Source organism: Microcella sp., assembly GCF_046293215.1.
Taxonomy (GTDB): Bacteria; Actinomycetota; Actinomycetes; order Actinomycetales; family Microbacteriaceae; genus Microcella.
The window spans coordinates 118,389-136,360 of record NZ_JBKBPI010000003.1; the positions used below are offsets into that span (position 1 = coordinate 118,389).

The 17,972-nt window shown below is 69.1% G+C and carries 20 protein-coding genes; 16 read left to right on the forward strand and 4 right to left on the reverse strand.

The features are described from left to right. Nucleotides 1–27: 27 nt before the first annotated feature. The 13 genes from ACK4SC_RS04075 (at nucleotide 28) to ACK4SC_RS04135 (ending at nucleotide 11,665) form a co-directional block, all read left to right on the forward strand. Nucleotides 28–1,881 carry a PEP-utilizing enzyme gene (locus ACK4SC_RS04075; RefSeq protein ID WP_409615055.1) on the forward strand — a complete coding sequence of 618 codons (1,854 nt, stop codon included), beginning with the start codon at nucleotides 28–30 and terminating at the stop codon, nucleotides 1,879–1,881. A gap of 25 nt (nucleotides 1,882–1,906) precedes the next feature. Continuing rightward, nucleotides 1,907–2,650, forward strand: a complete 744-nt coding sequence (locus tag ACK4SC_RS04080) for an SDR family NAD(P)-dependent oxidoreductase (protein WP_409615057.1) — start codon at nucleotides 1,907–1,909, stop codon at nucleotides 2,648–2,650. Nucleotides 2,651–2,679: 29 nt separating this feature from the next. Next, nucleotides 2,680–3,000, forward strand: a complete 321-nt coding sequence (locus ACK4SC_RS04085; RefSeq protein WP_409615059.1) for a 2Fe-2S iron-sulfur cluster-binding protein — start codon at nucleotides 2,680–2,682, stop codon at nucleotides 2,998–3,000. Between the two features lies 1 nt (nucleotide 3,001). Then, nucleotides 3,002–4,285: an NAD(P)/FAD-dependent oxidoreductase gene (locus ACK4SC_RS04090; RefSeq protein WP_409615061.1), complete on the forward strand. Its 1,284-nt coding sequence runs from the start codon at nucleotides 3,002–3,004 to the stop codon at nucleotides 4,283–4,285. A 15-nt stretch (nucleotides 4,286–4,300) separates the two neighbouring features. Beyond that, the gene (locus ACK4SC_RS04095) at nucleotides 4,301–4,945 is read left to right on the forward strand and encodes an HD domain-containing protein (RefSeq protein WP_409615063.1); all 645 of its coding nucleotides are present in this window, start codon (nucleotides 4,301–4,303) and stop codon (nucleotides 4,943–4,945) included. Beyond that, nucleotides 4,942–6,459, forward strand: coding sequence for an aldehyde dehydrogenase family protein (locus ACK4SC_RS04100; RefSeq protein ID WP_409615065.1), 1,518 nt, complete (start codon nucleotides 4,942–4,944; stop codon nucleotides 6,457–6,459). Before ACK4SC_RS04095 ends, ACK4SC_RS04100 begins: the two co-directional genes overlap by 4 nt. Before the next feature lie 96 nt (nucleotides 6,460–6,555). After that, nucleotides 6,556–7,296 carry a 3-oxoacid CoA-transferase subunit A gene (locus tag ACK4SC_RS04105; RefSeq protein WP_409615066.1) on the forward strand — a complete coding sequence of 247 codons (741 nt, stop codon included), beginning with the start codon at nucleotides 6,556–6,558 and terminating at the stop codon, nucleotides 7,294–7,296. Next, a complete protein-coding gene (locus ACK4SC_RS04110) occupies nucleotides 7,293–7,976 on the forward strand; it encodes a 3-oxoacid CoA-transferase subunit B (protein ID WP_409615068.1) in 684 nt (227 codons plus the stop codon). The genes ACK4SC_RS04105 and ACK4SC_RS04110 overlap by 4 nt, the downstream gene beginning before the upstream one ends. After that, entirely contained in the window at nucleotides 7,973–9,142 is a 1,170-nt protein-coding gene (locus ACK4SC_RS04115; protein ID WP_409615070.1) for a thiolase family protein, read from the forward strand. Before ACK4SC_RS04110 ends, ACK4SC_RS04115 begins: the two co-directional genes overlap by 4 nt. Nucleotides 9,143–9,146: 4 nt before the next feature. Continuing rightward, complete coding sequence (locus ACK4SC_RS04120) at nucleotides 9,147–9,911, forward strand: IclR family transcriptional regulator C-terminal domain-containing protein (protein WP_409615072.1); 765 nt, start codon at nucleotides 9,147–9,149, stop codon at nucleotides 9,909–9,911. A 151-nt stretch (nucleotides 9,912–10,062) separates the two neighbouring features. After that, a complete protein-coding gene (locus ACK4SC_RS04125) occupies nucleotides 10,063–10,689 on the forward strand; it encodes a hypothetical protein (protein WP_409615074.1) in 627 nt (208 codons plus the stop codon). Further along, on the forward strand, nucleotides 10,686–11,129 hold the full coding sequence (locus ACK4SC_RS04130) for a phage holin family protein (protein ID WP_409615076.1): 444 nt from the start codon (nucleotides 10,686–10,688) through the stop codon (nucleotides 11,127–11,129). The genes ACK4SC_RS04125 and ACK4SC_RS04130 overlap by 4 nt, the downstream gene beginning before the upstream one ends. Beyond that, nucleotides 11,126–11,665: a DUF3618 domain-containing protein gene (locus tag ACK4SC_RS04135; RefSeq protein ID WP_409615078.1), complete on the forward strand. Its 540-nt coding sequence runs from the start codon at nucleotides 11,126–11,128 to the stop codon at nucleotides 11,663–11,665. Before ACK4SC_RS04130 ends, ACK4SC_RS04135 begins: the two co-directional genes overlap by 4 nt. A 60-nt stretch (nucleotides 11,666–11,725) precedes the next feature. On the opposite strand, the gene ACK4SC_RS04140 is transcribed toward ACK4SC_RS04135, so the two are convergent. The 3 genes from ACK4SC_RS04140 to ACK4SC_RS04150 form a co-directional block, all read right to left on the reverse strand. Further along, complete coding sequence (locus tag ACK4SC_RS04140; protein WP_409615079.1) at nucleotides 11,726–12,352, reverse strand: alpha/beta hydrolase; 627 nt, start codon at nucleotides 12,350–12,352, stop codon at nucleotides 11,726–11,728. Next, entirely contained in the window at nucleotides 12,349–13,317 is a 969-nt protein-coding gene (locus ACK4SC_RS04145) for a ring-cleaving dioxygenase (RefSeq protein ID WP_409615081.1), read from the reverse strand. The genes ACK4SC_RS04140 and ACK4SC_RS04145 overlap by 4 nt, the downstream gene beginning before the upstream one ends. 79 nt (nucleotides 13,318–13,396) lie before the next feature. Beyond that, entirely contained in the window at nucleotides 13,397–14,071 is a 675-nt protein-coding gene (locus ACK4SC_RS04150; protein ID WP_409615083.1) for a Pr6Pr family membrane protein, read from the reverse strand. Nucleotides 14,072–14,197: 126 nt separating this feature from the next. On the opposite strand from ACK4SC_RS04150, the gene ACK4SC_RS04155 reads away from it, so the two are divergent. Further along, nucleotides 14,198–14,551 (forward strand): hypothetical protein, encoded by a 354-nt coding sequence (locus ACK4SC_RS04155; protein ID WP_409615084.1) that lies wholly within the window; start codon nucleotides 14,198–14,200, stop codon nucleotides 14,549–14,551. Between the two features lie 746 nt (nucleotides 14,552–15,297). On the opposite strand, the gene aspS is transcribed toward ACK4SC_RS04155, so the two are convergent. After that, nucleotides 15,298–16,638 (reverse strand): aspartate--tRNA(Asn) ligase, encoded by a 1,341-nt coding sequence (gene aspS / locus ACK4SC_RS04160; protein ID WP_409615086.1) that lies wholly within the window; start codon nucleotides 16,636–16,638, stop codon nucleotides 15,298–15,300. Between the two features lie 57 nt (nucleotides 16,639–16,695). On the opposite strand from aspS, the gene ACK4SC_RS04165 reads away from it, so the two are divergent. Both ACK4SC_RS04165 and ACK4SC_RS04170 read left to right on the forward strand, forming a co-directional pair. Next, complete coding sequence (locus ACK4SC_RS04165) at nucleotides 16,696–17,328, forward strand: histidine phosphatase family protein (protein WP_409615088.1); 633 nt, start codon at nucleotides 16,696–16,698, stop codon at nucleotides 17,326–17,328. Continuing rightward, nucleotides 17,325–17,963 carry a TlpA family protein disulfide reductase gene (locus tag ACK4SC_RS04170; RefSeq protein ID WP_409615089.1) on the forward strand — a complete coding sequence of 213 codons (639 nt, stop codon included), beginning with the start codon at nucleotides 17,325–17,327 and terminating at the stop codon, nucleotides 17,961–17,963. The genes ACK4SC_RS04165 and ACK4SC_RS04170 overlap by 4 nt, the downstream gene beginning before the upstream one ends. The last annotated feature ends 9 nt before the right edge of the window (nucleotides 17,964–17,972 follow it).

Sequence of the window (17,972 nt, forward strand, 5' to 3'; positions counted from 1 at the left end):
TCCCTGCACACCCCTGAAAGGACTCGCATGTCAACGACGACTGCTGCCCCCGTCGTCGAGGGGGCACCTGCCCCTCGACGCTCCTTCCCGAGCCCCTACGACCAGGCGCCGCCGCGCGGTGCTGAGGGCTGGAAAGACCTCTACGCCTACAACCTCGTCTTCCAGGAGAACCGTCGTGCGGTCGAGGAAGGCAAGTTCTGGTTCTGCGACAGCCAGCACTGGCCGACCGTCACGAAGCCCTTCGAGACGATCGGTTTCGAGTTCGCCGTGGGCTGCCTCGGTCAGTACAACTCGCGCCAGCTGCTGATTCCGACGGCGAACGGCATCGAGTACCGCATCCACAACGGCTACCTCTACATGTCTCCGGTGGCGGTGGCCCCCGAGCAGATCGAGGCGCGCGTTCCGCAGTTCATGGAGCGCGCCGGGCACTACTTCCAGAACTGGCAGAGCCTGCTCGAGAACTGGCACGTGAAGCTGCGGGCCACGATCGACGAGATGGAGTCGATCGACTTCACCGCGCTTCCCGAGAAGATCGACCTGGCCGACGTTCTGTCGGGCAAGGGCACCGGACCCGCCACGGAACTGCTCGGCGACTACGACCGCCTCATCGCGCTCGCCTACCGGGCGTGGCAGTACCACTTCGAGTTCCTGAACCTCGGCTACGTCGCCTACCTCGACCTGTTCATGTTCTGCAAGACGGTGTTCCCGCGCATCTCCGACCAGGCGATCGCGACCATGGTGCAGGGCGTCGACATGGAGCTGTTCCGCCCCGACGACGAGCTGAAGAAGCTCGCCAAGCTCGCGGTGAACAACGACCTGACCGACCTCTTCGCCGACACCTCCGACGCGGATGCTGTGCTCGTGGCGATCGCGGATCGCCCGGGCGGCGCCGAATGGCTCGCCCAGTGGACCGAGTCTCAGGACCCGTGGTTCAACTTCACCACGGGTAACGGCTTCTACGCCCACGACGAGTACTGGCGTGACGTGCCCTCGACGCCGCTGGCGTTCATCAAGGGCTACATCGACCGCCTGCTGTCGGGCCAGGACATCGACCGCGACATCGACCACCTGGTCGTCGAGCGCGACCGCATCACGGAGGAGTACGCCGAACTGCTGGACGGCGAGCAGCTCGAGACCTTCCGCGGAAAGCTGGGCCTCGCGCGCACCGTGTACCCGTACGTCGAGAACCACAACTTCTACATCGAGCACTGGACCATGGGCGTGTTCTGGCGCAAGGCTCGTCAGCTGTCGGCCGTGCTGCACGACGCCGGCTTCTGGCCCGAGCGGAACGACATGTTCTACCTGCGTCGCGACGAGGTGCGTGAGGTGCTCTTCGACTACGTCAACGGCTGGATGGTCGGAGCGCCCGCGATCGGGCCGGACTACTGGCCGGCCGAGGTCGAGCGTCGCCGCGCGATCGTCGCTGCGCTCGAGACCGAGCGGCCGCAGCCGGCTCTGAACACCCCGCCGGAGGTCATCACCGAGCCCTTCACCCTCATGCTCTGGGGCATCACGACCGAGCAGATTCAGAACTGGCTCGGCGAGGGAGACGTGCCAGAGGGCACGCTCAAGGGCATGGCGGCCTCCCCGGGCGTCGCCGAGGGGCCGGCTCGCGTCATCTCAAGCGCGAGCCAGCTCAGCGAGGTGCAGGAGGGCGAGATTCTCGTCGCCTCCGTGACCGCGCCGAGCTGGGTACCCGTGTTCGGAAAGATTCGGGCAACCGTGACCGACATCGGCGGAATGATGAGCCACGCTGCCATCGTCTGCCGCGAGTACGGGATGCCCGCCGTGACCGGCACCGGAACCGGCTCGACCACGATTCGCACGGGTCAGCTCTTGCGCGTCGACGGCAACACCGGCACCGTCACGATCCTCGACTAGTCGACCGAGAATCCGGAGAACACCCATGACCAGCACGCAGTCGCCGCGCACCGTGATCATCACGGGCGCCGGAGCCGGCCTCGGCCGAGCCTTCGCGCACGCCTTCGCCGCGCGCGGCGATCGCGTGGTGGTCGCTGACATCGACTCGGCGGCGGCCCACCAGGTCGCCGCCGAGCTCGACGGCGCGGTCGCGGTGGAGGTGGACGTCAGGGACACCGCATCGACGGATGCCCTGGCGGCCACCGCGGCCGAGGTCGGCGACGGCACGATTGACGTCGTCGTCAACAACGCCGCCATCTACGCCACCCTCACCCGATCACCGCTCGAGGCCATCGCCGAACCCGAATGGGATCGCGTCATGGCCGTCAACGTCAAGGGACCCTGGCAGGTGGTGCGCGCCTGCTCGCCCCACCTGGGCGAGGGAGCGCGCATCATCAACATCTCGTCGGCGACCGTGATGAGCGGCTCGGCGCAGTGGGCGCACTACGTCGCGAGTAAGGCCGCCGTCATCGGCCTCACCCGCGTCATGGCGACCGAGCTGGGGCCGCGCGGCATCACCGTCAACGCGGTCGCTCCCGGCTTCACCCTCACCGAGGCCAGCCACGGCCTCATTGAGGGCGCCGAAACCTACGGGGTTGACCGCAGCGCTCTGCGTCGCCCCATCCAGCCCGACGACATCGTCGGCACCGTCTTGTTCCTCGCCGACGACGCGAGCCGGTCGGTGACCGGCCAGACCGTCGTCGTCGACGGCGGCCGTCAATACCTCTGACACCGCCCCACCCCGACCAGGAGGACACCGTGACCACCGTCACCTACATTGCCCACGACGGCACCGAGACCACCGTCGAGGGCGTGCCCGGCGCATCCGTCATGGAGACGGCGTTGCGCAACGGCGTGCCCGGGATCGTCGGCGAGTGCGGCGGCAGCATGTCGTGCGCCACCTGCCACGTCTTTGTCTCGCCCGAAACCGCGGCGATCGCTGGTGAGATGAGCGAAATCGAAGACGAGATGCTCGACGGTACCGCCGTCGACCGCGAAGAGAACTCCCGCCTGTCCTGCCAGATCAAGCTGATCGACGGCGAGACGTACTGCGTCACGACGCCGAGCGAGCAGGTGTGAGATGGCCGCGACACCGTTCACCGACGCGACACTGATCGTCGGCGCCTCTCAGGCCGGCGTGCAGCTCGCCGCGAGCCTGCGCGAGCTGGGCGACGAGCGCCCGATCGTGCTCGTCGGCGACGAGCCGCACGCGCCGTACCAGCGTCCGCCGCTGTCGAAGGCGTACCTCGCCGGCACGATCACGAGCGACGACCTGGTCTTTCGCACCGACGCCTGGTACTCCGACCACGACATCGACGTCGTCGCGGGTGAGTGCGTGGTCGAGATCGAGCGCACGCAGGGCGAGGCCGGGGGCGTCGCGGTGACCGCGAGCGGCCGCCGCATCCCGTTCGCGCGCCTCGCGCTCGCGACCGGCGCCGCGCCGCGCCGACTTGACCTTCCCGGCAGTGAGCTGTCCGGCGTGCACTACCTGCGCACCGCCGATGATGCCGCCGCGATCGCCGATGGTCTGTCGCGCGCGTCGTCTCTCGTCGTCATCGGCGGGGGCTTCATTGGCCTCGAGGTCGCGGCGGCGTCGCGCGCCCGCGGCCTCAACGTCACGGTGCTCGAGGCCGCCCCCCGGCTCGTTGGCCGCGTGGTGTCTGAGCAGACGAGCGCCTTCTACCTGGACGCCCACCGCCGCCGCGGAATCGATGTCGTGCTGGATGCACGCATCACCGCCCTCGAGGGATCCGCCGAGGGTGCCGTCACCGGCGTGCGGCTGGATGATGGCCGCGTGGTGCCCGCCGACGTCGTTCTCATCGGCGTCGGAGTCGTGCCGCGCACCGAGCTCGCCGAACAGCTCGGCCTCGAGGTCGACGGTGGCATCGTCGTCGACGCCGCCTGCCGCACCTCCGACCCGACGATCGTGGCGTGTGGCGACTGCGCCGTCATGCCGAACCCGTATGCCCGCGGCAGCATGCCGCGCGTGCGCCTCGAGAGCGTGCACAACGCCCTCGAGCAGGCGAAGGTGGCCGCCGCGACGCTCGTCGGTCACAGCGCCGAATACGCAACCACGCCGTGGTTCTGGTCTGACCAGGCCGACCTCAAGCTACAGATTGCGGGGCTGTCGACCGGGTACGACGACACCGTTCTGCGCGGCGACCCCGCGAGCGAGAAGTTCAGCGTCTTGTACTACCGCGACGACAAGCTGATCGCCGCGGACTGCATCAACCACCCCCTCGACTTCATGGCGGTGCGCGCGGCGCTCAGCCGTGGCGCCGATATCCCGAAGTCTGCGGCCGCCGACACGTCGGTGCCGCTGAAGAAGTCCGTCGTCGAGCCGGCCGAGCCGTCGCTCGTCTGAGTCAGGAGCCCGACCATGCCCCTTCCCACCGCCGTCGCCGTCGACACCTCGCCCATTCAGGGAAACCCGGCGATCGACGACCTTGACCCCGTGTGGCGCGCGATCGTCGCCGAATCGCGTACCCGCTCCAACGACATCCACCTGCCGATCTCGGTCGCGTACGCCGAGCGGCTGTGCGACGCGTACCCCGAGGCTGACGCGCTGCTCGTGCGGGTGACGACCCTGCTGCACGACACCGGTTGGGCGCGGGTCGACGAGACGAAGATCATTTCGGAGGGGTTCGGCGGCGACTGGCGCAAGGCCGACATTCGCTTTGAGCACGAGCGCCACGGCTGCGATATCGCCCGCGAGGTCTTGCCGGGCCTCGGGTACGACGACGCCTTCATCGAGCGGGTGACCGCGATCATCGACGGGCACGACACCCGGCAGGTCTCGCACTCGCTGGAGGACAGCCTCGTGCGTGACGCCGACCGGCTGTGGCGCTTCACGGCGACCGGCATCGCGCTCGCATCCGGCTGGTTCGGACTCTCGCCCGCCGAGTACGCCAGGCGCCTGCGCAGCGAGATCATCCCCGAGCTGCTGACGGACGCGGCGGTGCAGATGGCCGAAGCCGAGCTCGCCCGCGCCGAAGCGCTGCTCAAGACGGAGCTGCTGTCGTGACCGCCGCAGTGGGACTTACCCCGACGCTCGACGTCGAGGCCATGCTCGAACGGCACCGCGCCGCCGCGGCCGCGCTGCCGTACACCCACGTGAGCGACCACATCATCGGCGGCGAACGGCGACCCTCCCGTGGCAGCGGGACGATTCCCGTCGTCGACCCGGCCACCGGCGAGCAGTGGGGAAGCGTGCCGATCGCCGACCGTGCCGACGTCGACGAGGCGGTCGCGGCCGCTCGGGCGGCGTTCACCGAATGGCGCGCCCTCTCACCCTCAGCCCGCGCCGTGCTGCTGACGCGCATGGCCGATGAGGTGGAGGCGCGCGCTCACGATCTCGGCGTCACGAACACGCTCGAAAACGGGTCCCCAGTCGCCGAAACCTCGCGCGCGGCGGCCAACGCGGCGTCGATCCTGCGTCACTTCGCCGGCCTCGCCGACCATCTCGAGCGCGCCGACGTGCGACCCTTCCCGGACGGGCTGAACGAGACGGTCGTCAACCGCGACCCCGTCGGCGTCTGCGCGCTCATCGCGCCGTGGAACTTCCCCATCAATCTCGTCGTCATCAAGCTGGCGCCGGCACTTCTGGCCGGATGCACGGTGGTCATCAAGCCGGCGTCGCCGACGCCGCTGTCGATTCGGTACCTGGTCGACGCCGCACACGCCGCCGGAATTCCGGCGGGCGTCGTCAACCTCATCACCGGCAACGGCGAGATCGGGGATGCTCTGGTGCGGCACGAGGGAATCGATAAGGTCGCCTTCACCGGCTCCACCCCCGTCGGCCGGCGCATCGCCGCGGCCTGCGGCGAGCTCCTGCGCCCGGTGACGCTCGAACTCGGCGGCAAGTCGTCGGCGATCGTGCTGCCCGACGCCGACCTCGACCACCTCGGCTCGGTGCTCGTGCGCAGCTGCCTGCGCAATACGGGACAGACCTGCTACATCTCCACGCGCATCCTGGCGACGCCCGCGAACTACGACGCCGTTGTTCAGCTGGTGGCCGAGACGATCGCGGGCTCGACGCTCGGCGACCCGCTCGACGACGCGACGGTCTTCGGGCCGGTGGCCACCGCATCCCAGGAGGCGACGGTGCGCGGGTACCTGCGTGCGGGTGTCACCGAGGGGGCGCGGGTCGTCGCCGGCGGCGACCTGCCGAACCCCTTCGGCATCGGAACATTCACGACGCCGACCGTGTTCGCTGACGTTGCCCCCGAGATGACAATCGCGCGGGAAGAGATCTTCGGCCCCGTGATCACGATCATCCCGGTGCGCGATGTCGAGCACGCGATCGAGGTGGCCAACAACACCCCGTTCGGGCTGGGCGGCATCGTGTTCGGGCGTGACGAGGCGGCGGCGTACGAGGTTGCCCGTCGCGTCGACACCGGCTCGATCGGCATCAACTTCTTTGCCTCGAACCACTCGGCGCCCTTCGGGGGTCGGCACGATTCGGGGATGGGCGTGGAGTACGGAGTCGAGGGGCTCGAGGCCTATCTCACTCCGCAGTCGGTGCACCGCCGCCGCTGAGGCCCTGCGGGGCAGCGCGGCCTTCCGTCGCGGGTACCCATGGCATAGAATGTCCGTTGAGCGAACAGTCGTTCGCAGAGCGAACAAGAGGGCACCATGATCGACAAGACCGTTCCCGATGTGAGCGCGGCCGTTGACGGGATTCGCGACGGCGCCACCGTCATGGTGGGCGGTTTCGGCCGCGCCGGGCAGCCCGTCGAGCTGATCGACGCGCTCATCGACGCGGGGGTTCGCGACCTCACCATCGTGAGCAACAACGCCGGCGGCGGTGAGGTCGGCCTCGCCCGCCTCATCGCCGAGAGGCGCGTGCGCAAGGTCGTGTGCTCCTTTCCCCGTCAGAGCGACTCGTGGCACTTCGACGCCGCCTACCGGGAGGGACGGCTCGAACTTGAACTCGTGCCGCAGGGCAACCTCGCCGAGCGCATCCGGGCGGCGGGCGCCGGAATCGGTGCCTTCTACTCGCCGACCGCCGTCGGAACCCCGCTTGCGGAGGGTCGCGAGCAGCGCGTGATCGACGGCCGCACCTACCTGCTGGAATACCCGATTCACGCGGACGTCGCACTCATCAGTGGGCTCCGCGCCGACCGTCTGGGCAACGTTGTCTACCGGCGAACCTCCCGCAACTTCGGGCCGATCATGGCAACCGCCGCGCGAACGACCGTCGTGCAGGTCGATGAACTCGTGGAGGTGGGGATGCTCGATCCGGAAGCCGTGGTGACACCGGGAATCTTCGTCAACCGCGTGGTCGCGGTCGGCGAGCGGCCCTGGCTGCGCGACGGTGCGTTTGTCGGCGGCGTCGATCGTACGGGCGCTCCGCTGGTCGGTGGTGTCGCATGAGTGACCGTCTCGACCGCACCGCCCTTGCCCGCCGCGTCGCGGCTGACATTCCGAATGGCGCGTACGTGAACCTCGGCATCGGCGCGCCCACGATGGTCGCTGACCACCTGCCGCCCGAGTCCGAGGTGATTCTGCACACCGAAAACGGCATGCTGGGGATGGGTCCCGCCCCCGCCGAGGGCGAGGTCGACCCCGATCTGATCAACGCCGGCAAAGAGCCGGTTACTGAGCTGCCGGGCGCCGCGTACTTCCACCACGCCGACTCGTTCGCGATGATGCGCGGTGGCCACCTCGACCTGTGCATCTTGGGCGCCTTCCAGGTGTCCGAATCGGGCGACCTGGCCAACTGGTCGACGGGGGCACCCGACGCGATTCCGGCCGTCGGCGGCGCCATGGATCTCGCGATCGGTGCCAAAGACGTGTACGTCATGACCGACCTGCTCACCAAGTCGGGCGCATCGAAACTGGTCGCCACGTGCACCTACCCGCTCACGGGCGTGGGATGCGTCACGCGCGTCTACACCGATCGCGCCATTTTCGACGTGGTCGACGGCCGCTTTCGCGTGCGAGAGCTGTTCGGAACGACCACACTGGACGAACTGCGCTCCCTGACCGGCCTGGAGCTGACCATGCTCGATGACGCGCCGGCGAGCTCAGCGCAACGAGAGGACAGCCGATGACCGCCAGCTTCGTCTACGACGCCGTGCGCACCCCGTTCGGCCGGGCCGGCGGGGCGCTGGCCGACGTGCGCCCCGACGATCTGGCCGCGACCGTGATGCGAGCCAGCGTCGAGCGCACCGGGCTCGACCCGGCGCGCATCGACGACGTCGTGTTCGGCGACGCCAATCAGGCGGGCGAAGACAACCGCAATGTGGCCCGCTTCGGTGCTCTGCTCGCCGGATTCCCGACGACGGTGACCGGCACGACGGTGAACCGGCTGTGCGGGTCGTCGCTCGACGCCGTCATCCAGGGATCGCGGGCGATCGAGTCGGGCGACGCCGACGTCATTCTGACCGGCGGCGTGGAGTCGATGAGTCGCGCCCCCTACGTGCTCGAGAAGTCGGCAAAACCGTACCCGGCGATCGGCAACCCGACCCTGTGGAACACGGCGATCGGCTGGCGCATGGTGAACCGCGCCCTGCCGAAGGAGTGGACGATCTCGAACGGAGAGTCGGCCGAGAAGCTCGCCACCATCTACGACATCTCGCGCGATGACCAAGACTCCTTTGCTCTGCGCAGTCACCAACGAGCCGCAGCCGCGTGGGCGGGCGGCGTCTATGACGGGGAAATCGTGCAGGTGGCTGGCCACGCCCTGCCGCGTGACGAGGGCATCCGTGACGAGACGACCCTCGACAAGCTCGGCACGCTCCCGGCCCTCTTCGCGACCGACGGCAGCGTCACGGCGGGCAACTCGTCATCGATCAACGACGGTGCCTCGGCCGTGCTGCTCGGCGCCGAGGGTGCCCTCGACGCCGAGCCACTGGCGCGCATTGCCGGCCGCGCTGCATTCGGCAACGACCCCGATGTGTTCGGGGTCGCACCCGTCGAGGCAGCCAACCGGGCCCTCGCGAGGGCGGGTCGACGGTGGTCCGATGTGTCGTTCGTCGAGCTGAACGAGGCATTCTCGTCACAGTCGCTCGCGTGCATCCGCCTCTGGAGTGACCTTGACCCCGAGCTCGTGAACATTCACGGCGGCGCGATTGCGATCGGGCACCCGCTGGGCGCCTCCGGCGGCCGAATCGTCGGCCACGCCGCGCACGAACTGGTGCGACGCGGAACGGGTGTCGCGGTCGTCGCGCTCTGCATCGGTGTCGGCCAGGGGCTTGCGTTGGTGCTGGAAAGATAGCCGTATGCCCGCCGAGTCTGCCGACGTTGTGCAGTCATTCGCTCGAGGTATCGCGGTCATTCGCGCCTTCGACGCCGAGCATTCCGAGCTGACCCTGAGTGACGTGGCGCAGCGCGCCGGCATCTCCCGGGCGGCCGCTGGTCGGCTGCTGCACACGCTTGAGACGCTCGGATATGTCCGTGCGCATGAGCGACGATTCGCGCTCACGCCTCGCGTTCTGGAGCTCGGCTACAGCTACCTCTCGGGGCTGACGCTGCCCGCGATCGCGCAACCTCACCTCGAGGCGTTGTCGCGTGAGCTCGACGAGTCGTCGTCGCTGGCGATTCTCGACGACGCTGACATCGTCTACATCGCCCGCGTACCGACCCGGCGCATCATGAGCGTGACCATCACGATCGGAACCCGCTTCCCCGCCTGGGCGACCTCGCTGGGTCGGGTCCTGCTCGCGGCGCTTCCTGCGGATGACCGGGGAGCGCTGCTTGACGCAGTCGATCGGCGACCGCTCACCCCCGACACCGTCACCGAGCGGGCCGCCCTCGAGGCCGAACTCGACCGCGTGGCAAGCGCTGGTTGGGCCCTCGTCGACGGCGAACTCGACGAAGGCGTGCGGTCGATCGCCGCCCCCGTGCGGGATGCGCGGGGGCTCGTCGTCGCCGCGGTCAATGTGTCCACGGCACGGCGCGGTGATCCGCAGCTCGCTGCCGATCGGATCGTGCCGGTCCTGCTGCGAGCCACGGCGGCGATCGACGCCGACATGGCCCTGCGCTAACGCGACGCGCGCGCACGGTAACACCAACTACCTCCGCATTCCAGTCCCTGCGCGAATCTCGTTGCGACTGGCCTACTAGGTGTCCGGTCGATCGCGGCCGGACCCGGTCATCGCACCACCGACCGGGCCTCAGGGACGGAAGGGGAACACGATGGCTGAAGCACGAAACGCCACCGAGAGCACGAAGGACGCGGCCAGAGACCTGGGCGGTTCCGTGAAGCACGAGGGCGAGAAGGTGGCATCCGTGGCGGCGTCCGAGGCCAAGGAGCTGTATCGCACCGCGAAGGAGGAACTGCGCGAGCAGGCCCAGCGACAGCACGAGCGGGTCGCGGACGGGCTGCACACCGTCAGCAGCGAGCTATCCGACATGGCCGCAGCGGCCCCGAGTAGTGGGATCGCCGCCGAACTCGTGCGCGAGGCCTCGGGGCGCACCGAGTCGGTCGCGTCGTGGCTCGACGCGCGTGATGCGGGAAGCCTGGTGACCGAGGTGTCGCGATTCGCTCGCCGACGACCGGGCGCCTTCATCGCGATCGCCGCCGCAGCCGGAGTCGCGCTGGGACGCGCCACGCGTGCCGCCGTCGACACAGAATCAGTCTCCACCGAGTCGACCGCGCCGCCTGTCTCGACTGCGCCGCCTGTCTCGACCACGCCGGGCGCGACCACTCCGCCCGTGCCCCCGGCCGCGCCGGGCACCGCGTCCACGCCGCGCGCCGCCCGCGGCGTTGCGCCGACCGACACGCCCATTGCCGACGCGGCGTGGGAGACGAGCAGGCCGTGACCGCGCCGTTCGAGACGACCCCGAGTGGCGAACACACGCCCTCGGAGGAGAAGGCCGCGCGGAACTCTCTCGGCGAGTTGCTGAGCGATGTGAGTCGCGACATCTCGATTCTGATGCGGCAGGAGGTCGAGTTGGCCAAGGTCGAACTCGCCGACTCGGCCAAGAAGGCCGGAGCCGGGGCTGGCCTCGTCAGCGGTGCGGCCTACGCGGCATCGATGACCCTGCTGTTTCTGTCGATCGCCCTCTGGTGGGCTCTCGGTGACGCCCTCGACAGCCTCGGCTGGTCGGCCGTCATTGTCGCCGCACTGTGGGGTGTCATCGGCGGCGCGCTGTTTGCCGTGGGCCGCGCACGACTGCGCGAGGTGAAGGGCGCGCCTCAGACGATCGAGTCGCTCAAGAAGATTCCGGATGCAGTGAAACGAAACGAGGAAAACCGATGAGTAGAGATGCAGACATCATTCGCGCCGATATCGAGCGCACCCGGGTCACACTCGGAGCCGACGTCGACGCCGTGGCCGACAAGGTCACGCCATCAAAGGTGGTTGGCCGTCAGACTGACAAGCTGAAGTCCGCCGTCGGCGGCGTCAAGGATCGCGTGATGGGCGCGGCCGAGCACGTGCACGACGGGGCCGTCGCCGGCGCCGACGGGGTCGCGCACGCCGCCGGTCGCGCGAAAGACAAGGCATCCGGTAACCCCCTCGCCGTGGGTCTCATCGCTCTCGGCGTCGGGTGGTTGGCAGCGTCGCTCGTGCCGGCGTCACGCCACGAGCAGCAGCTCCTCGATGCAGCGAAGGAGGCGGCCGAGCCCCTCGCACACGAGCTGGGCGACATCGCCAAAGAGTCGGCCGAGCACCTGAAGGAGCCCGCGCAGGACGCTGTTCACACCGTGCAGGAGTCCGTTGACGAGTCGGTTCAGGCCGTAAAGGGCGACGCCGAGCAGGCTGCCGACGACGTGCGGGACACCACGACAGGCTGATTCGCACGCGAACACACGGGCGAACGGGGCCGCGACGCAGTTCGCGGCCCCGTTCCGCGTCTACCGGGCCGCGAGCCACTCCCGCGCGGCGGCGACGTCACTCATGTCAATGCCGTGTCCGCCGGCACGAATGTGCCGTGTCACGCTGGCACCGTGCGACTCAGCCACACGCACGAGGTGCTCGACGCTCGCCGCCGGCGCCATGGGGTCGGCCGCGCCGTTGAGCAGCATGAGCTGAACTCCCGACGCATCGGCGATCGGGTCGCGGTCGCCGAACGGGTACATGCCGCTGAACGCGACCACCCGCTGCAGCGTGCCCGGGTGCAGCAGGGCGGTCGCGGTGCCGATGTTCGCGCCGTTCGAGAACCCGACGGCGGTGATCGGTGCATCCTGGAGGTCGTACTGCTCGCGCGCTGCCTGGATGAACGCGGCCAGTTCGTGCGCACGCGCGATCACGTCGTCAACGTCGAACACGCCCTCGGCGACCCGCGCGAACCACCGGGTCATGCCGTGCTCGCTCACCCGACCGCGGGGCGAGATGACGCCCGCCGTCGGGTCGAGGTGCTGCGCGAGGGTCGCCACCTCGGTCTCGTTGCCGCCCGTGCCGTGCAGGGTCAGGAAGTAGTGCCGGGCGCCGTCTTTCGGCTCCCGCACCAGGTGCGGCCAGTCGCTCAACGACGCGCTCATGCGGCCACCCCGGGGTTGTTCTCGTCGGGGATGCGGATCGGCGCGACCGCGTTCTCGATTGCCTCGCGCGAGGGCTCCAGCCACGGCGGCAGCTTCAGCGAACGGCCGAGTTCAAGCAGCGGCTCGTCGATGTCGAATCCGGGGGTGTCGGTCGCGATCTCGAACAGCACTCCGCCCGGCTCGCGGAAGTAGATCGACGTGAAGTACTGGCGGTCCATGATCTGGGTCACCTGGTGCCCGCGCGAGACGAGCTCTTGACGCCACGCCTCCTGCGTCTCCTGGTCGGGAACGCGGAACGCGATGTGGTGCACGGTGCCACCGGCGGTGAGTCCCTGAGCGGCGAGCCCCGAGGCGACGACGTCGACGAGGGTGCCGGGGGCACCGGAGCCGGCTGCCAGTCGCGTGCGGTTTCCCTGCTCGTCGACGACGCGCATCCCGAGGTCGTTCACCATCAGTTCGATCGTCTTCGCGCTGTCGCGCACCGTCAGCACGCTCGAGTGCTGGCCGCGGATCGCGTACTCGGCGGGAACGCTCGCCGAGTCCCACGGGTCGCGCGGGTCGTCAACGTTCGTCGCGACGAGTTCGATCTGCAGGCCGTCAGGGTCGGTGACGAGCAGGCGCTCCTCGTCGGAGGAGGTCGACGTGATGCGACCCTCGACGCCGATCTGCGCGAAGTGTTCGGTCCACCAGCCGAGACTGCCGGCGGGCACGCTGAACGCGGTCGAGGTCGACTGGCCGGCGCCGATGCGCCCGCCGGGCACGCCGCGCCACGGGAAGAAGGTCATGAGCGTCCCGGGTCGCCCCGCCTCGTCGCCGTAGTAGAGGTGGTAGGTGCCGGGGTCGTCGAAGTTGACGGTCTTCTTCACGAGCCGCAGGCCGAGCCCGGTGATGTAGAAGTCGATGTTCTTCTGGGGGTCGCCGGCGATGGCCGTGACGTGGTGCAGACCTTCGGTGGTCGCGGTCATGGTGCGCTCCTCACGCTCGATGCGAACTGCATGATATCGATGCAAACGCATAAACCGCGGGGATATTCCCGGCGTCGTTTCAGGATGCTCGGGGCGCCTCCGCGACGACGCGCAGCACGGCGGGCACTCGCGACAGCAGGAAGATGGCCGCGCCGGTGGTGATGAACGCCAGCACGATCATGCCGACGAAGAAGAACACGCTGTCGTAGCCGGTGCTGGGGTTGAGGAAGGGGTAGGGAACCCAGCCGTCGGTGGCGCCGCGCACGAGCACCACGGTCACCCACACCGTGGGATAGACGAGAACCCAGCCGAGGCGTCGCAGCGCGAGGCGTACGCGGTCGGAGGCGAGGAGCCAGTCGAGAGCACCGGCGATCGGGGTGACGTAGTGCATGACCGTGTTCGCCCAGCCGACGGGCACGCCGCCTTCGGCGCCGAGCGGGGCAAGCAGGGTGACGAACATGATGCCGACGATGACGATGAAGGTTGTGGTGATGGCCCGCAGGAGGGTGCGTCCGGCTGACGGGCGGCGCCCCTGCAGTACCCGTACGGCCGCCCACAGCCACACGACGCTGATGAGGATGTTCGACTGAATCGTGAAGAACCCGAAGAAGTTGAGCGGGTTGACGGGGCCGCGCTCAGCGGCGTCGAGATAGGTGGCGATGACGGCGGCGACGGTCAGGCCGGCCAGCGCGAAACGGATGATCGCGACCAGGATGCCCGCAGGCGTCGGTCGTGCGGGCGGCAACGTCGTCATTGGCGTCCTTGGGTGCGGGCGCGGCTGCATCGCGCGCGGGGTGGGTGCGTTCATTCCATCACGCGTTGGGTCGTCTGCACAGCCGCGGCCGGGCATCCATTCAGGCTGAACGCTTAGCGTTCCGGTGTGAATCAGCCCGCTCGCGACCTGTTCGGCGCGCTGCGTCGGCGGCGCGAGCCGGTCGAGTACTGCGCCACGATCGTCGTGCAGTCGCCCGTCACGAAGCTTGACGCCCTGTCGATTGTGGCGCTCGCCGTGGACGCTGCCGTCGAAAACCAGCGCACCATGCGCCCGTACGTGCCGCTGGCCGAGGGTGCGTGGGTCGAGATCGAGATTCCGAAGTTCGGCGAGCCGCCGCCGCTCGCGATCGACGTCTACTCGTCGGTCAGTCACGACCACGCCGCGCTGCAGGCGCTGACGCTCATGGCGCGGCTCGAGGAGTACACGGGTTGGACGATCCGCCCCGACTTCGCCCTGTAGGTCCTCGGGCTCCAGTCACGCTCGGCCTCGTCGCGCGGCATCGCGCCCCGGCGCTCATGACGTGTCTCCGGCAACCGTGCCCCGCCCGCGCACCTGCGCGCCTGCCGTCTCGACGGCCGCGCCCGCTGTCTCGGCGCACGCGCCTGCCGTCTCGACGGAGGGGTTTCCCACGGCACTCATCGTGGCTGGGCATGCCCTCTCCTCAGCGACTTCCATAGACGCGGAACGGGTGAGCCGCCTTCATCATGCGCACACTATGGACCGTCGTGTCCCTGAATGCTCACCGCACGACCCCACGCCCGTGCGTCCGCGTGGTCGCACTGCCCCACGACTCACGGCCCCACGAGCGCTCGACCGCTCGACCGCACGCCCACGCCTCCACACGACCCCAGGAGCGAACGACCGCTCGCCCGTACACCCGCACGACTCCGCGGCCGCGTGGCGTCGGCCCGTCACGACGAAGTGCCCCCACCCGCGGCGCCTGACGACCGACGCCATCCGAAGGTGAAACTTCTTTGGCCGTTCCGCGTCTGTGGAAGGAGTTCGCAGGGGTAGGTGTGGTGCCGAGCGCAGACGAGACGGCTCGGCTCACGGCCAACCAACTCGAGTGCAGACGCACCGGCTCGGCTCACGCCAGCCAACCCGAGTGCAGACGCGATAGCCCGGCTCACGGTCAACCGAACCGAACCGAATCCAGACGAGACGGCTCGCTCGGCTCAGAAGAACCGAGCCAGCCGCACCAACACTTACGGCGTGAGGCGCGTCGGCCCGCGGAACAGGTACGTCGTCTCGCGGATCGACGACAACCCGAGCATCAGCATCAGCACGCGCGCGAGGCCCATGCCGAAGCCTCCGTGCGGGGGCACGCCGTAGCGGAAGAAGTCGAGGTAGAAGTCGAGCTCCTCCGGCTCGAGGCCCTTCTCCTTCGCCTGCTCAATCAGCTTCTCGACGCGGTGCTCGCGCTGCGCGCCCGTCGAGATCTCGACACCATTGAACAGCAGGTCGTAGCTGTTCGTGAGCGAGGCGTCGTCGTCGTGGCGGCGGTGGTAGAACGGCCGAATCGTCGAGTCGTAGTCGGTCACGAACACGAAGTCGCTCCCGTGGTTCGCCTTCACCCACGCCGACAGGCGGCGCTCCGCCTCCGGGTCCAGGTCGCCGTCGGCGCGCGGAATCTCGTACCCGCCCTCGGCGACGATGCGGCGCGCCTCGGCGAGCGGGATGCGCGGGAACGGCAGCGACGGAACCGTCAGCGACACCCCGAACGCCGCCTCGATCGCGGCGCCGTGCTTCGACACCACGGCACCGAAGGCGGCAGCAAGCGCCTCCTCGTGCATGCGCATGACGTCCTCGTGCGACTCGATCCAGCTGATCTCGGCGTCGATCGACGTGAACTCGGTCGCGTGACGCGACGTGAACGACGGGTCGGCGCGGAACGCCGGAGCGATCTCGAACACCTTGCCGAAGCCGGCCGGCTGCGCCATCTGCTTGAAGAACTGCGGGCTCTGCGCGAGGTACGCGGTGCCCTCGAAGTAGCCGAGCTCGAACAGTTCGGCGCGACTCTCTGACGCACTCGCCATCAGCTTCGGGGTGTGGATCTCGATGTAGTCGTTCTCGACCCAGTAGCTGCGCAGCGCGTGCTCGAACGTCGTCTGCACGCGGAAAATCAGGTTCGCCTCCGGGCGCCGCAGGTCGAGGAAGCGCCAGTCGAGGCGCTTGTCGAGGCTCGAGTCCTCCGCGATCGGCGTCTCGGGCAGTGCCTCACTCGCCACCTCGAGCGTGCCGACCTTCACCTCGAGGCCGCCGAGCTTCACGCGCTCGTCGTGCTTCAGCTCGCCCGAAACGCGCACCATCGTGCCGTGGGCGAGCCCCCCGATCGTCTCGGTCAGGGTCGCTGCCGCGCGCTCGGCGTCGCTCGCGTCGTCGCCCAATTCGCGCGTCGCGGGGTTCACCAGCTGCACGGCCCCGGACTCGTCGCGCAGAATCACGAACTGCACCTTCTTCTGATCGCGCACCGTCTCGACCCAGCCGGCGACCTCCACGGGGCCGTCAGGAAGTGGGGACAGGTGCGCGATCAGCGTGCGGGTCATAACCCCCGAGTCTATCGGCGCGAAAACGCCGCAATCCGCGCCGCCTAGACTGGCTGCATGCCCGCCGACGTCATCCATCTGGTGCGCCACGGCGAAGTCGACAACCCCCGGCGAGTCCTCTACGGCCGCCTCGAGGGCTACGGGCTCAGCGAGCTCGGCCACCGGATGGCCGAAGCGTCCGCCCGGTCGCTGGGCGGTCATCCCATCACCGCGCTCTACAGCTCGCCCCTGCAACGCACGCGCGAATCTGCCGCGCCGTGGAGCGAGGCGTTCGGTCTCGAGCCGCACATCGACGAGCGACTCATCGAGCCGGCCAACCGCTTCGAGGGCAAGCGTATGGACCGCGCCACCCTCATGAACCCCCGACACTGGCCGTGGATGGTGAACCCCGCCCGCCCCAGCTGGGGCGAGGCGTTCGCCTCCATCGCCGCCCGGATGCTCGCGGCCATGACCGAGGCGCACGAGCGCACCGAGGGCGGCGAAGTCGTCATGGTCAGTCACCAGCTGCCCATTTGGATGGTGCACCGGGCGGTGGCGGGCAAGCGCCTCGCGCACGATCCCCGGGCGCGGCGCTGCGCCCTGTCGAGCATCACCAGCTTTGCCTGGCGCGACGGCGCCTTTACTGAGATCGGCTATCAGGATCCCGGGGCAGAATTGGGGGAAACACCCATCGACCTCGGAGCCGTGTGACCACCATTCTCCGCACCCCCCGACGCCGACGCCCGATCCGCACCGTTGCCGCCGTGGCCGCACTCGGCGCTCTCGTCGCGCTGTCCGGCTGCACGACCGAAGACGGCGACCGCTTGGCGACCCAGTTCCGCGAGGGAACCGGCCAGGGCTACATCTCGGGCGACGGCGCCTACACCGTCATCGCCGAAGCCGACCGTGCCGAGCCCGTCACCTTCGCGGGCGTCGTCGAGTCGGGCGACACAATCTCGAGCGACGATCTGCTCGGCCAGGTCGTCGTCGTCAACTTTTGGTACGCGGCGTGCCCGCCGTGCCGCGTCGAGGCACCCGACCTCGAGGCCATCTGGCAAGAGTTCGAGCCGCAGGGGGTGCAGTTCGTGGGCGTGAATATCCGCGACGGACTCGGCACCGCCATCACCTTCGCCGAAGAGTTCGGCATTACCTACCCGTCGATCCTCGACCGAGACGACGCCGCCGTGCGCCTCGCCTTCGCCGGCCAGGTCGCCCCGAACGCCGTGCCGACGACCCTCGTCGTCGACCAACAGGGCCGGGTGGCCGCGCGCATCTCGGGGCTGCTCACCGAGCCCTCCACGCTGCGGGCCATGATTCGCGACACCCTCGCCGAAGCCGAGAGCTAGGACTCCGCC